This window comes from Bacillus sp. M5A3_1b (genome assembly GCF_053345335.1).
This window is the reverse complement of sequence record NZ_JBKEZY010000002.1, coordinates 403430-417699: the sequence shown is the minus strand read 5'-3', so window position 1 is coordinate 417699 and position 14270 is coordinate 403430. Positions and strand designations below refer to the sequence as shown.

Sequence of the window (14270 nt, the reverse complement as noted above, 5' to 3'; positions counted from 1 at the left end):
ATGACTGAAAATCACTATTTATTATTAACGCCTGGACCATTAACAACAACCAAAACAGTAAAAGAAGTTATGTTATACGATTGGTGTACGTGGGATGCTGAATATAACAAAATGGTACAAGAGGTAAGAGCTAAGCTTGTATCGTTAGCAACGAAGGAAAAAGAGACATATACAACTGTTCTCATGCAAGGAAGCGGTACGTTTTCAGTTGAAGCAGTGATTGGATCTGTCGTTCCTAAAAATGGAAAGCTGCTCGTATGTACAAATGGTGCGTATGGTAAGCGAATTGTACAAATGGCAGAGATGTTACATATAGATGTGGTGGTCAGTCAAACAGAAGAGTGGGAGCCCACTAATATTGCAGCAGTAGAAAAGATATTGCAACGAGATAAAGAGATTACACATATTGCAGTTGTTCATTGTGAAACAACAACAGGTATTATCAATCCAATTGTAGATGTATGTAAATTAGGGAAGCAATACGGAAAAGTAACACTGGTTGATGCAATGAGTAGTTTTGGTGGTATTGAAATAGATATCGCTGAGTTGCAAATTGACTTTCTAATTAGTAGTGCGAATAAATGTATTCAAGGGGTTCCTGGATTTGGCTTTGTTATTGCGAAGCGCGATGAATTGGTGAAATGTAAAGGGCAGGCACGTTCATTATCATTAGACTTATTTGATCAGTGGGAAACGATGGAACATCAAAATGGGAAATGGCGTTTTACGTCACCTACACATGTTGTACACGCTTTTTATCAAGCACTACTTGAATTAGAAAAAGAGGGCGGAGTAGAAGCACGTTACAATCGATATTATAACAATCAAAAAATATTAGTGAATAGAATGAGAGAAATCGGATTTAAGCCACTAGTAGATGAAAAATATCAATCGCCTATTATTACATCCTTCATTTATCCAGAAGAGGGGTTCAATTTTGGGCAGTTATATAATGAATTAAAGTGTGATGGGTTTGTTATTTATCCAGGTAAAATTTCAAAAGTAGATACATTCCGCATTGGAAATATCGGTGATGTACATGAGGCAGATATCAATCGCTTAGTTGATAGTATCGCTAAAGGAGTTGTTATAGGTTGAAAGTATTTTGCTTAGGTGGAGCAGGTAAAATTTGTCGTGAAGCAATTTTAGATTTAGTGCAATTTTCATCTTTTGAGGCGATTACAGTAGCTGATTTTAATGAAGAAGAGGGCCTGAAAGTAGTAGAATGGCTCAACGATCCTCGTGTTGATTTTGTGAAAGTAGATGTAACGAATCACGAGGATACGGTTGCAAAAATGAAAGGTTATGACATTGTAATGGACGGTACGACAATTAAGTTAAATGGATTGTCTACTCGATGTATTGCAGAAGCAGGTTGTCACGGTGTGAATTTGAATGGATTTGGTGAAGAAAATGAATTTCATTCTATATTTGCTCAAAATGAAAAAACGTGTTTACCTGGTTTTGGTATGACGCCAGGTGTAACGCAAATGATGGCAATGCATGCAGCAAATCAGCTAGATACTGTAGAGTCAGTACGTGTAAGTCATGGCTCCTACCGTCCAATTGCTTTTTCTGCATCAATTACAGAAACAACGACATATGAATATGATCCACATTTACCATCGCGTACAGTATATGAAGATGGTGAGTTTAAGCAAGTACCGCCGTTTGCGCGTCCGAGAGAAATTGATTTACCGGCGCCTTATGGTAAGGAAACGCAGTATATAATACCGCATTCTGAAACGATTACGTTAGCAAAAGCACTAGAAAATAAAGGGGTCAAACTGATAGAGACGAGAGGAACTTGGCCAAAGCAAAATATGCAGCTCGTACGTGCTTTATATGATTATGGTATATTGCGTAATGATCGAGTTGACATAAATGGGAAAGAAATTGGCATTATGGATTGTATTTCGAAGTATTTATTGCAATCGAAAGAAGGGCAAGAAACAGAAATTTACGGTTATGCGCTTCATGTAGAAGTAATAGGTATGAAAAATAATGAGAAACAAAGGCACGTATTATATCATACACACCCGTTATCTGATGGTTCTGTTGTAGGATGGGAAAAATTAAGAGCTTATACGAGAAACGTCGGTATTCCATTTGGGATTGCTACAGAGTTAATCGCAAAAGGGAGTGTAAACAAAGTTGGTGTTGTGACACCGGAGGAAGCTTTTGTAAATCCACAAATTATTTTTGATGAACTAAAAAAGCGTGGTATTCATATTCATGAAGAAGTTTTCACTGAAAAAGAAAGTTATAACTTTGTATAAGTAAGGCAGTGTATGAGGTAGAAATCAATGGGGTGAATCTATGTCTGTAGTAGGTGAAGAAAGAAAGCGAACCATTCTTGAGAAGGTAGAGTTTAAAGGGAAAGTAAAAGTTTCAGAGTTAGCGAGAGAGTTTGCTGTATCAACAGAGACGATTCGTCGTTATTTAGAAGAATTGGATCGTGAAAAGAAGTTGAAGAAAGTGTATGGCGGAGCCGTCCAACTTCCGGGAGCTGGAATAGAGGCACCAATGTTAGAACGAGAGATGCTGCATATAGAAGAGAAGAAGAGAATTGGGTATAAAGCAGCAACGTTTGTGGAAGATGGAGATGTGATTGCGATTGATGATGGAAGTACACCACTTCAAATGGTGCCATATCTTGTTCATCGTAAAAATTTAACGATTGTAACAAGTTCATTTCCAGTAGCTACACAATTAATTTCTTCTATTAATAAAAAGATGTTTCACGGTGAAGTTTTATTTATTGGTGGAAAAGTCTCTCCAAAGCATTCACGTGTGTCAGGGTCTATTTCGCAGCAAGTAATCCAGCAATTTCATTTTCATAAAGCATTCGTTTCGATTGATGGATTGTTACCTGGTTTTGGGGTTTCTAGTTTTGAATTAGAAAAGGCGAAACTGTCAGAAACGATGCTGAAATTAGCGGAGAAAACATATATTTTATGTGATCATACAAAAGTAGGGGTAAAAGGAAATTACCGAATAGCAGCATTTTCACGTATTCAACATGTAATTTGTGATAAGAAAATGCCCTATAGTTTTGAAGAGGAAGTCAAAAAGCATAATATTCAATGGACAATTTGCTAAATAAATTGAACTCCCACCTGTTTTTGAGGTGGGAGTTTTACTGTCCGCAAATAGCGGGATAAAAGATTTGTATGTATGCAAAAAGTGGACACATTTTCTCATCTCTTTCATATAATTTACCAATACAAAAAAAGTTGGTCGAAGGAAAGAAGGGAGAAGCATGTCAGAACGGATATATAATAAACTTGTATTGTATGCAAATATTTTGCAAAAAATTGGTTTTATTAATGAAAAAGAAAAAAGTGAAATTCTTCATACGCTAGGTAAAAAGGCCCTTTGATTAAAGGGTTTTTTTATATTTTATCTTTGGAAATATAAACCTAATGTAATATTATCATTTATTTTTACAATTGATAACATTTATCAATTGTAAAAATTATGTATGATAGAGGATATTATTTTGAAAAAAGTTATATTAAGGCGCTAGTAGTAGCCACAACATTAGCAATTCCATTTGCTATATACTCTACTCCAGCATTAGCAGCACTAAAAGCTGAAGCAAACCAGTCGGTGGCAACAGCTAGTGAACGTACATACGATACTGAGATTAAAATATATGCCAAATTTAAAATCTTTAACAGTTGCGAATGCGAAGATAACAGATCCGTTGTTCTTTGCGCATTTAAAGCAATTAAATCATTTAGTTTTACGTGGTAATGAATTTTCAGATGTAACACTACTTGTTAAGATGGATAATTTAGCATCGCTTGATTTGAGTAATAATAAAATTACAAACGTTGCACCACTCATTGAAATGAAAAATGTAAAAAGTTTATATCTATCAGGCAACCAAATAGAAGACGTAACAGCATTAGCGAAAATGGAACAACTAGATTACTTGAATTTAGCAAATAATAAAATTACGAATGTTGCTCCATTAAGCGCGTTAAAAAATGTAACATACTTAACTTCAGCAGGTAATCAAATTGAAGATATTAAACCGTTATATTCATTACCTTTAAAAGACTTAGTATTAACGCGTAATAAAGTTAAAGATTTATCGGGTATTGATCAAATGAAGCAATTAAATAAATTATTTATCGGGAAAAATCAAATTGAAGATGTGACACCACTTGCTAAAATGACTCAGCTTACAGAATTAGATTTACCTAATAATGAGTTAAAGGATATTACTCCATTATCAAATCTAGTAAACTTACAAAAACTTGATTTAGAAGCAAATTATATTTCAGACTTATCGCCAGTTAGTAGGTTGAATAAGTTAGTATATTTAAGTTGTGTTGCAAATGAAATCCGTGATGTTAGACCAGTGATAGAACTAAGTAAGAAAGCTTATATTAATGTTCAAAACCAAAAAGTCTTTTTAGAGGATACAGAAGTAAATAAAGAAGTAAAAGTACCTATATACGAAAAAGACGGTGAGGTATCTACAAAAATCCGTCTGAAGAGTGATGGTGGTACGCATAGTAATGGTGTAGTGAAATGGAGTACACCAGGTGAGAAAGTATATGAATTTGGAGTGAAAGATCCATTTAATGATACAGGTATTTTCTTCACTGGTTCTGTGATTCAAAAGGTTGTAAATGAAAAAGTAGCTGAAGAAGTAATAGAGTTTAAAGATGTACCAAAAGGTCATTGGGCAGAAGGCTATGTGAAAGCTTTAGCGGATAATAATATATCAAAAGGTGATGGAAAAGGAAACTTTTTAGGTGATGATTTCGTAACACGTGAACAATATGCACAGTTTTTATATAATGCAATAAAGAAATAAAAGATGAGAAAATACGTTATTCTTTGATTTAAAAAGAATAACGCATTTTTATGTACAAAATGAAATAGGGAATAGACAGAAGTATAGATATATGGATGGCCCATTTTAAAGAAGAGCTATGAAACTATATTGACAAAAAGGCGTTATCATGTGATAATTCAATTAAATTTTTAGAATAATCAAAAAATACTCCTTTTACATAGAAAGGATTCGAACATTATATAAATATTATGCCGGGGGTGACGAAATGTTATTTTTTCTAAAAAAATGGAATGAATTAAAAGATGTGAAATCTGAATTGGCACTTCGTGATTGGTTTTATGGTACAAAAATTAGTTTATCACTCTGTACGTCAAAAGAGCCATTAACTTTTTTAATAAACGTTGAGGGAAGAGATAAAGGGTTATTTTCAGAAGAAGACTTTATTGTTGTTAATTGTATGTGTGAGCCAGTATTTGAAAATGAAGAAAAACCAGCTGCAGAATCGTTTATGCATGCGGATATTTATAAAAAAAGTAGTGCAGAATGTATTTTACAAGTGCAGACTGTAGATAGTCATTTAATATCAGAGTTATATGGAGAAGAAGGGGAAGTAACATTCGATAAACGTAGTGTGGAACGTGTTTTTGGAAAAGAAGGTATAACAGAAATGACAATTCCCATTGTAGAAGATGAGAAGAAATTTGCTGATTTATTAGAAAATAATGTACCGAATTTTATTGAAGGTGGAGGAGTAGTTCTTGTTCATAATTATGGCATGATTGTGTGGGGGAAAACTCCAGAAGAAGCGAAAAAATGGCTAGAGGGTATAGAATATTTAATGAATTATCATGTAAAGTTGTTAATGATAAAAGGTGCAAAGAGCTCTGTTATATAAAATGTTTGTGATGTCGTTACAAGTCAATAAAAAATGAAAGCGTTTTAAAAATAATTTCACTCATAAAATATAGGTCTCCTTATTATATATAGATTACATGTTGACATGTAAGGAGGAACATATTTTGCGAGTTAAATATCATTTTCTGCCAAAACAGCAAGTAACATTTTGCAAAATGAATGATTCAGGTGAAGAGGCTTTGCACATTATGAATGAAACGGGATTTCGAGCAATCCCTGTATTAGCAGAAGATGAAAAGAAATTCATAGGGATTATTTATAAAGTAGATCTTTTAGAAAAGAAGTGTAATAGCGGATTAGAGAAATTAAGTGCGGAACATATGCTGGGGGATTCCTCCGCATTTATTTTTGAAAAGGATTCTTTTTTTAGAGCATTTTATGTTATTCGTCGACTTCCATTTTTAGCTGTGCTAAATGACTATAATGAATTTGTCGGTATCTTAACGCATTCCAATATATTTGATGTTATTGAAGATTCATTCGGTATGCGGACGGGTGGTTATATATTAACAATTGCAACACAAGATTGTAAGGGAACGATTAAAGAACTTGGGACATTGTTGAAAGCATTTAATATCGGTGGATTATTTACACTAGATAACGGTGATCAATATATTCGCCGCGTTATCGTAAATATAGCAGATGAGTTAAATGAAAAAAGATTAAAGCAATTAATCGAAAAAATAGAGAAAAAAGGATTCAGGGTGAGTCATGTAGATTATATTTAAGGTGAAAAGGAAAGGTACCAATTTGCTATATGCAGATTGGTACCTTTTTAGTGTGAGTAATGAATCTTATTTTGAAACAGGAGGTGGAGATAGTGCTAAATCAGATAAAAAAATAAAATCTGCATGCGCGCGAATGTTAGGAATAGAAGTTTCTATAACACGTGATGTAATTTCACCTGGAGGTCCAACGTGTCCAATAGCTACCATAATCGGTTTTTCTTGAAGTTTTTTAATAAGTAATTGGGCTTGTTTTGAAATATGTGCCGCTGTATACACATCATCAAAAAATAATTGATTTTCAATAATAGGCACTCCTAATTCTTTCCCGATTTTTGGGACAACACTCTTAGGATTTGTTTTGCTATCTAAATAAAATAAACCGTGTTTTTTACAAGCTGCAAGTATAAGTCGTACAATTCTTTCGTCCGCGGTCACTTTTGATCCCATATGATTGTTCATGCCAATTGCATGCGGTACTTCTTGAATCGCTTGTTCGAGTCGGTTATTTATTTCTTCGTCGCTTAAATCAGTTGTAATTGCTTTTGGTCCAAGCCATTCTTTTTTACCTTTAATAGGTTCCATTGGCATATGTATAATAACTTCGTGCCCTTTCTTATGAGCCGCTATCGCATCTTCCTTTGTGGAAGGGAGAAAAGGCATAACGGCAATAGTCAGTGGAATAGGAAGTGATAACATTTTATCAGTCCCCTTCATATTATTGCCGAAGTCATCAATGACAATAGCGACTTTGTTTGTATGGGCCTTTGCTTGAACAGGAAACAAGAAGGATGGTAAAAACATAGTAAATATAAGTAATGCAATCGTATATTTGCGCATATAAATATTTCCTTTCTATTTTATCCCGCTATTTGCGAGCGGTGAGGAATGGACAAAATCCCCAATGATTAAATTTCACTTTATCAATCATCATTATGTTTTGCGTTTTTATATAAATTAAACAAAAAATGTCGAAGAAAAGTATATGGAAAATAGAGAATCCGCTATTTAATTGGTATTTGTAAAAAAAGAAGATGAAAAAAATGTCTATTATTGCGAATGTATTTACAAAGATAGAATAATTTGTAATAATTCTCAAAGTGAGGGTAAAGATTTGTAAATTACAGGGAGAAAATGTTAAATTTTCTGATTCTTCAAATTCAAATATGATTAAGTAGTTAAAAGGCCGATGGAGAAGTAAAGTCGAGAGCACGGAAGTATAATAAGGGGGATATGGATGTTTACTGTAAAAAGGAAGTACACATTAGAAAAGCTTTCACGTGATATTCATATGAAACGTGAAGAAATGATTCAATTAGGTTTAACAAGTGGGTTAAATAGTATGGAGACAATTCAAGTGAGTCAAGAATTGGACAAGCTTATTTTACAGTACCAGTGTTATAAAGAAAAACAAACACCAAAATGGTTATCAATTATAAAGGTACCTATTTTTCAAATTGGGTATGAAGGGAAATCAAGTAATTTTTGGCGAATGCTTGTGGCTGGTTTTATGAAATAAGTATAATTACCCTTTTGGGATAAGGATAATTATACTAGGTGTAACGGAATTTCGATATGAACTGTCGTTCCTTCATTTTCTATACTATCAATAAAAATATGCCCATTGTACATCTCTACAATTCGTTTACATATGACAAGTCCAAGACCGGTTCCAGTATCTTTATTAGTAAAGAACGGATGAAAGAGGTGTTTTTGAATATGTTTCGGAATTCCCTTTCCAGTATCTGTGATTTTCAATTGTGCGTGTGTTTCATTGTTTGTTACGGAAATGGTCAGTGTGTCACCAGAATTCATGGCTTCAATTGCATTTTTTGTAATGTTTAAAACCACTTGTTTCATATGGTCTTTTGAGCAACGGATATGAACAGGATGGTCTGGCAAATGTAAATGGAATACAATGTTATGTAGATTCGCCTCAGATTGAATAATTAATGCTACCTCATTTAGAATGGTTCTCACATCATATGTTTGTTCAATGATAGCAGTTGGCTTTCCAAGAATAAGAAATTCGCTTACAATTTCATTAATCCGTTCTATCTCTTGTTCGATGACGGAAAAATAAAACTGATCTTGTTCATCTTTATATTTCTCTTTTAATAGAGCGACGAGCCCTTTAATTCCGGTAAGAGGATTACGGATTTCGTGGGCTGTACTAGCTGCAAAAGTTCCAACCAATTCAATTTTTTGTAGTTCATTTTGTTGTCTTTCCAGTTTTGTTTGACGTTTTAACAACATATATTGAGCAAGTAAAAATAAAATGGACATTAAAAATAAAGTAGCTATACACTCTATTGCAACCCACTGATATAAAGTTTTTTGATGGATAGGCAATGGAGAAACAGAGACCTTCCAATTTAATCTTTGGAGTGGGGTAGTAAGCATATTAGAATGCGCATCACTTGTTTCGTTATTATCATCGGTGAGAAAAACTACATCATGTTTATCAGTTACTTCAAAATGATATTGTGGCTTAATGGCATTTAAAGATGCTGAAATGTAGTCAAAGCGTAAACTTGCTAACAATAAGCCTGAGATTTCCTTCTGTTTATTGAAAATGGGAGAAGCAATCATAATAGCTTGATGTCCAAGAACACGATCTGTAATGGCTGATGATACAGTTGTTTTCTTCGTTTGCAATACGTCTTGAATATATTTGCGATCTGAGACATCAACAGGTGGTCGGTCGCCTTCGGATGCGATTGTAATGATGCCTTCTGATGTAGCGTAATATAAACCAGAAAAACGTGTATCGTTTCCATCTGTATCATGTACAATTTGTTTAACTCCATTTATATTTCCAGTCTCGGTTCCTACGACCTTTGAGAGCATTTCTAATGCGGAAATTGCTTCACCAAGGTGATGATCTAAATAGTCTCTATATAAAAAGAGAACCGTGTGAGCAGATAGTTTGTTTTCCTGCTTCATTTTATACGAATGATATGAATAAAATGTAGCACCAATTCCTATCGTTGGTAGGATAACAAGCACTATATATAAAACTATGCTGTGGAATTTGACTTTCAAATTTGGTACTCCTTCTTTTTTATTATCATTATATATAAACTATGTTAAAATTGTCATGTTTTTATTCAAGAATCATTCATAATATATTTGGGGAGAGGAAATGAATGAGTGAATACTCATTCGGAATTTACATGAAGTACTAAGTTGTTTTTTCTTTTTATTACTGAGAATTTAAGTGAAGGGTTGAAAGTTGTATGACATCAAATAATGAACGAGAAGATATTTCTCAATCTTTAAAAGTATTTATTGCATTATCTCGTGTACATCGTTCTGTTATGGATACTACAAATAAATCTATACAAAGTAACGGGCTAAATCCAACTGAATTTGCTGTATTAGAATTGTTATATCATAAAGGCGGTCAACCACTTCAGCAAATTGGTGAGCGTATTTTAATAGCTAGTGGCAGCATTACATATGTTGTAGATAAGCTAGAGAAAAAGGGGCTAGTAAAGAGAATTCCGTGCCCGAATGACAGACGTGTTATTTATGCACAACTAACTGAATCTGGAGAGAGCTTTATTGCTTCTATTTTTCCAGGGCATGAGCAAGTTATACATCAGTCTTTTGAAATGTTAACGAAAGAGGAAAAGGATGAATTACTTGCTCTATTAAAAAAGATTGGAAAATATGAAAAATAATAGTATGTTCCAAAAGAGCTTTGGATAAAGAAATCCAAGGCTCTTTTGTTTACATGTAATTATGACAGCATCTGCCGTATTTTGTTGAAGAATAAGAGGAGATTTGTAAGTAAGCATTGAATTATAGTAAGGATGCACATAATGGAGAGGAGGCTCGTTCATGTCATTTAAAGACTATGAATATAAACGGCCAAATATTGAAGAATTAAAAGAAAAGTTTACTGTTGCTTTAGAGAAGTTTGATAATGTAAAAACTGTAGAAGAACAAAAACAAGTCATCAATTCAATTAACGAAATTCGCAACGACTTCGGTACAATGGGGAATCTTTGTTACATTCGTCATTCTGTTGATACGACAGATGCTTTTTATAAGGAAGAGCAAGATTTCTTTGATGAATTCTCTCCAGTTGTACAAGGATATGGTACAAAGTATTATAATGCGTTAATTCATTCTCCATTCCGTGAAGAATTAGAAGCGTATTATGGAAAGCAATTATTTGCTTTAGCGGAGTGTGATTTGAAAACATACTCTGATGAAGTTGTGAAAGATTTACAATTAGAGAATAAATTATCTTCACAATATACGCAGTTATTAGCATCTGCAAAAATTGACTTTGCAGGAGAAGAAAGAACGTTATCGCAACTGATTCCATTTATGCAAGGGAAAGAAAGAAATGAACGTAAAGTAGCAAGTGAGGCATATTACGGATTTTTAGCTGAGAATGAGGAAGAGTTAGATCGTATTTATGATGAGCTTGTTAAAGTGAGAACGAAAATCGCCAAATCTTTAGGTTTCAAAAACTTTGTTGAACTTGGATATGCAAGAATGTACCGTACAGATTATAATGCGGAAATGGTGGCGAATTATCGTCAGCAAGTACTTGATTATATCGTTCCCGTTACAACGGAATTAAGAAAGCGACAACAAGCACGTATCGGTGTAGAGAAGTTAGCATATTACGACGAAAACTTTGAGTTTGCTACTGGTAATCCAACTCCAAAAGGAGATGCGGATTGGATTGTTAATCATGGGAAAACGATGTATAAAGAGTTATCGGCTGAAACGGATGAATTTTTCAATTTCATGCTAGACAATGATTTATTAGATTTAGTTGCGAAAAAAGGAAAAGCTGGTGGCGGATATTGTACATATATTGAGAATTATAAAGCGCCATTTATTTTCTCAAACTTCAACGGAACATCTGGCGACATTGATGTATTAACACATGAAGCTGGTCATGCTTTCCAAGTATATGAAAGTCGTAAGTTTGAAATTCCAGAATACAATTGGCCAACGTATGAAGCATGTGAAATTCATTCTATGAGTATGGAATTCTTTACATGGCCATGGATGAAGTCATTCTTTGAAGAAGATGCAGATAAATATTATTTCTCTCACTTAAGTTCAGCACTTCTGTTTTTACCGTATGGTGTATCTGTTGACGAATATCAACATTATGTATATGAAAATCCAGAAGCATCACCAGAAGAGCGAAAGACAGCATGGCGTAATATAGAGAAAAAGTATTTGCCGCATCGTGATTATGAAGATAATGATTATTTAGAGCGCGGTGGATTCTGGCAACGTCAAGGACATATTTATAGCTCGCCGTTCTACTATATCGACTACACATTAGCACAAATTTGCGCACTGCAATTTTGGAAACGTGCAAGAGATAATAGACAAGAGGCATGGGAAGATTATGTGAATTTGTGTCAACAAGGTGGAAGTAAATCATTTTTGGAATTAGTAGAAGTTGCAAATTTAACATCACCATTTGCTGAAGGCTGTGTGAAAAGTGTCATTACAGAAATTGAAGCATGGCTACGTGCGATTGACGACACAAAATTGTAAAAAACATGCGCTTTTTTTCACATGTTTAACATCGACATAAAGAGAAAATGATGAGATAATAAAAGAAAAGAAAATTCAGAATACTAAAGAGGTGTTTCTAATAAGGAGCACCTCTTTTCACCAACAAAAAGGGGGGAAAGAAGTATGCTTCAATCTAATATGGATGTGAGTTTAGAAAGTTTGGTGAACTCATTACAGTCTACTCGAAGCACGCTATTATCAGAAATTGAAATGTTAAATGATACAGAAGTGAATGTAAAGCCACGCCGTGATAAATGGAGTATTATTCAAATTTTGCATCACTTGCATTTAGTTGAACAATCAGTTACATCTGCCCTTGTATATGCTTTACAAAAAAATGAAAGAAACACGACTCCATTTAAAGACCTCCAACTTACGCTTGATCGCACACATAAACGAGAAGCTCCTCAGCAAATGGAACCAACAGAAACGTTAATGAAAAAACAGCAAGGAATTCAATTACTAGAACATTCACGACAAGAACTATTACACGCGCTTCATAGTGTGGTAGATGAAAAAGATTTATTTGAAAATGGATTAAAGCATCCTATTTTTAATGAGTTGAATTTGTATCAGTGGGTTCAATTTCTTGATTTGCATGAACAAAGACATCTTACGCAGTTAAAAGAGGCGAAACACGCAATTTTGCAACGATAATCAGAAGGAAGTGGGAGACCACTTCTTTTTTGATACGTGCATAGTTTTCTTTCTTATTTTGGAATACTACATGGAGAAAGAACAGAAGGAGTTGAAAAGTATGTCCAAGAAAAAGAAAGAAGAAGAGCGCGCGTGGAAAGCACGTAAAGAAAATCAAAAACCACATGGTAAAGTGAAAGCCTTTGCTGAATTAGTTGAAGGAACAGAAAAAACGTGATGATTATTTCATCACGTTTTTTGTATGAGTGGAAAAGTTAATAAGAAGGTTGTACCTGTACCTTTTTCGCTTATAATATCGATTTTTCCGTCCATAGCTTGAACAACACTGAACACGACCATCATTCCAAGACCAGTTCCTTTTTCTTTCGTTGAGTAGAAAGGAGAGCCAAGACGTTTCACTTGTTCGGTATCCATACCGATTCCTGTATCTTTTATATACAACTGAATATGCTTATGATCAGGAACTAATGTGAAATAAAGATCACCGCCTTTTGGCATGGCCTCAATGCAGTTTTTTAAAATATTTAACAAGCATTGATTTAGTTTTTGTTTTTCTCCCGCGATAAAAAAAGAAGTGCTTTGCTTTATATAATGTGTACGCACATTTGCTAAATTAGCAAGCGGTGTAATTAACGATAATGCATGTAGTAGTTCTTCTTCTAACTGTAATCTTTGTTCTTTTTCAATACTTGGTTTTGCAAAGGTTAAATAATCTGTAAGAACATGATTTGCTTGTTCGATTCCGTTGATGGCTATGTCGATATATAATTTTCGCTCTTGCTCAGTGCATGTATTTGACTGCAAGAGTTGTAAAAATCCTTTTGTTGAAGTTAATGGATTGCGAATCTCATGAGAGATGGACGCTGCCATTTCTCCAATTAAATGGAATTTTTCGGCATTCATAAGTTCGTTTTGAAGACGAACTTGCATTTGTAGTATGTGTAGCAAATATAAAATAAGGATTGTTCCAATTATTGTACATATTTCGTACACGATAATATGGGGTATGTAATCGGCGCTATTTGTAACCTCTGAGAGGAAAGAAGGTACCCAGCCCAAGCCAAATATGAGACTGTAAAAGATAGCGAGTGCTATTTTTATTCGATTAGAACTTCGGTTAAATAGTTTGTATGTTAATAGTAGAACAATAAACAGTAGAACCGAGGCGATAAGGGATGGAAAAACACCTATTCCCCCTAATAAGAAGCGGTATATGTTTAATACAGTTAAGATGGAAGCACCAGCAATAGGGCCCCCTGTTAATGTACCGACAATTAATACGATATGGCGCATATCAAATTGAAATCCATAATTTGTTTTTGCTCCGAAAGTAATACATAGTATGGTAGCGAGGCAACATAATGCAATAAATATAGCTGAATTTAATTTAGGAGAACGTTTCCCTTTTTGATTCCAAAATAAATGGTATACGAGCATTGTAACAAGGATGAATAATATATTTAGAAAGAGATAAATAATAAAGGGTTTCAGTGGGGTGCCTCCTCTCTTCTCACATTAAATTCATCATACTATAAAATGAAAGAAATGAAATGAAAAATAGCGGAAAAATCAGAAAATTTTTCTGGTAGTATACA

13 protein-coding genes and 1 pseudogene are annotated in these 14270 nt (G+C 34.0%); 11 read left to right on the top strand and 3 right to left on the bottom strand.

The genetic code is table 11. The annotated features are described in order from the left end of the window. The 6 genes and pseudogenes from phnW (at window position 1) to cbpA (ending at window position 6459) form a co-directional block, all read left to right on the top strand. Window positions 1-1098: a 2-aminoethylphosphonate--pyruvate transaminase gene (gene phnW / locus ACLBWW_RS08400; protein ID WP_048545021.1), complete on the top strand. Its 1098-nt coding sequence runs from the start codon at window positions 1-3 to the stop codon at window positions 1096-1098. Then, window positions 1095-2279, top strand: coding sequence for a saccharopine dehydrogenase family protein (locus ACLBWW_RS08395; protein ID WP_048545019.1), 1185 nt, complete (start codon window positions 1095-1097; stop codon window positions 2277-2279). The genes phnW and ACLBWW_RS08395 overlap by 4 nt, the downstream gene beginning before the upstream one ends. A 40-nt stretch (window positions 2280-2319) precedes the next feature. Then, window positions 2320-3102 (top strand): DeoR/GlpR family DNA-binding transcription regulator, encoded by a 783-nt coding sequence (locus ACLBWW_RS08390; RefSeq protein WP_048545017.1) that lies wholly within the window; start codon window positions 2320-2322, stop codon window positions 3100-3102. Window positions 3103-3649: 547 nt separating this feature from the next. Then, window positions 3650-4798: pseudogene (locus tag ACLBWW_RS08385) on the top strand (leucine-rich repeat domain-containing protein); the annotation flags it as partial. A 283-nt stretch (window positions 4799-5081) separates the two neighbouring features. Next, window positions 5082-5711, top strand: coding sequence for a class II aldolase/adducin family protein (locus ACLBWW_RS08380; RefSeq protein WP_048545015.1), 630 nt, complete (start codon window positions 5082-5084; stop codon window positions 5709-5711). Between the two features lie 124 nt (window positions 5712-5835). Next, window positions 5836-6459 carry a cyclic di-AMP binding protein CbpA gene (cbpA, locus tag ACLBWW_RS08375; protein ID WP_048545012.1) on the top strand — a complete coding sequence of 208 codons (624 nt, stop codon included), beginning with the start codon at window positions 5836-5838 and terminating at the stop codon, window positions 6457-6459. A gap of 66 nt (window positions 6460-6525) precedes the next feature. Here cbpA and ACLBWW_RS08370 read toward each other — a convergent pair whose 3' ends face one another. Then, window positions 6526-7296 (bottom strand): divergent polysaccharide deacetylase family protein, encoded by a 771-nt coding sequence (locus tag ACLBWW_RS08370; protein ID WP_098047506.1) that lies wholly within the window; start codon window positions 7294-7296, stop codon window positions 6526-6528. Between the two features lie 397 nt (window positions 7297-7693). Here ACLBWW_RS08370 and ACLBWW_RS08365 point away from each other — a divergent pair, with 397 nt between their 5' ends. Beyond that, complete coding sequence (locus ACLBWW_RS08365; RefSeq protein ID WP_000495532.1) at window positions 7694-7975, top strand: aspartyl-phosphate phosphatase Spo0E family protein; 282 nt, start codon at window positions 7694-7696, stop codon at window positions 7973-7975. A 29-nt stretch (window positions 7976-8004) separates the two neighbouring features. Here ACLBWW_RS08365 and ACLBWW_RS08360 read toward each other — a convergent pair whose 3' ends face one another. Further along, window positions 8005-9501: a DUF3149 domain-containing protein gene (locus tag ACLBWW_RS08360; RefSeq protein WP_048545008.1), complete on the bottom strand. Its 1497-nt coding sequence runs from the start codon at window positions 9499-9501 to the stop codon at window positions 8005-8007. A 194-nt stretch (window positions 9502-9695) separates the two neighbouring features. Between ACLBWW_RS08360 and ACLBWW_RS08355 the strand changes: the two genes are divergently transcribed. From ACLBWW_RS08355 to ACLBWW_RS08340, 4 genes are all read left to right on the top strand, one after another. Continuing rightward, window positions 9696-10142 (top strand): MarR family winged helix-turn-helix transcriptional regulator, encoded by a 447-nt coding sequence (locus ACLBWW_RS08355; RefSeq protein WP_000203344.1) that lies wholly within the window; start codon window positions 9696-9698, stop codon window positions 10140-10142. Between the two features lie 160 nt (window positions 10143-10302). Next, window positions 10303-11997 carry a M3 family oligoendopeptidase gene (locus tag ACLBWW_RS08350; protein ID WP_075308615.1) on the top strand — a complete coding sequence of 565 codons (1695 nt, stop codon included), beginning with the start codon at window positions 10303-10305 and terminating at the stop codon, window positions 11995-11997. A 144-nt stretch (window positions 11998-12141) separates the two neighbouring features. Continuing rightward, window positions 12142-12675 (top strand): DinB family protein, encoded by a 534-nt coding sequence (locus ACLBWW_RS08345; protein ID WP_048545002.1) that lies wholly within the window; start codon window positions 12142-12144, stop codon window positions 12673-12675. Between the two features lie 100 nt (window positions 12676-12775). Continuing rightward, a complete protein-coding gene (locus tag ACLBWW_RS08340; RefSeq protein WP_000038254.1) occupies window positions 12776-12892 on the top strand; it encodes a DUF6254 family protein in 117 nt (38 codons plus the stop codon). An 11-nt stretch (window positions 12893-12903) separates the two neighbouring features. On the opposite strand, the gene ACLBWW_RS08335 is transcribed toward ACLBWW_RS08340, so the two are convergent. Beyond that, complete coding sequence (locus ACLBWW_RS08335) at window positions 12904-14112, bottom strand: ATP-binding protein (protein WP_098047502.1); 1209 nt, start codon at window positions 14110-14112, stop codon at window positions 12904-12906. Window positions 14113-14270 lie beyond the last annotated feature (158 nt).

Bases quoted from the DNA above. Each gene is read 5' to 3' on its own strand.
- phnW (WP_048545021.1), top strand. From the start codon at position 1: ATGACTGAAAATCACTATTTATTATTAACGCCTGGACCATTAACAACA.
- ACLBWW_RS08390 (WP_048545017.1), top strand. From the start codon at position 2,320: ATGTCTGTAGTAGGTGAAGAAAGAAAGCGAACCATTCTTGAGAAGGTA.
- ACLBWW_RS08380 (WP_048545015.1), top strand. From the start codon at position 5,082: ATGTTATTTTTTCTAAAAAAATGGAATGAATTAAAAGATGTGAAATCT.
- ACLBWW_RS08370 (WP_098047506.1), bottom strand. From the start codon at position 7,296: ATGCGCAAATATACGATTGCATTACTTATATTTACTATGTTTTTACCA.
- ACLBWW_RS08365 (WP_000495532.1), top strand. From the start codon at position 7,694: ATGTTTACTGTAAAAAGGAAGTACACATTAGAAAAGCTTTCACGTGAT.
- ACLBWW_RS08355 (WP_000203344.1), top strand. From the start codon at position 9,696: ATGACATCAAATAATGAACGAGAAGATATTTCTCAATCTTTAAAAGTA.
- ACLBWW_RS08350 (WP_075308615.1), top strand. From the start codon at position 10,303: ATGTCATTTAAAGACTATGAATATAAACGGCCAAATATTGAAGAATTA.
- ACLBWW_RS08345 (WP_048545002.1), top strand. From the start codon at position 12,142: ATGCTTCAATCTAATATGGATGTGAGTTTAGAAAGTTTGGTGAACTCA.
- ACLBWW_RS08340 (WP_000038254.1), top strand. From the start codon at position 12,776: ATGTCCAAGAAAAAGAAAGAAGAAGAGCGCGCGTGGAAAGCACGTAAA.
- ACLBWW_RS08335 (WP_098047502.1), bottom strand. From the start codon at position 14,112: ATGCTCGTATACCATTTATTTTGGAATCAAAAAGGGAAACGTTCTCCT.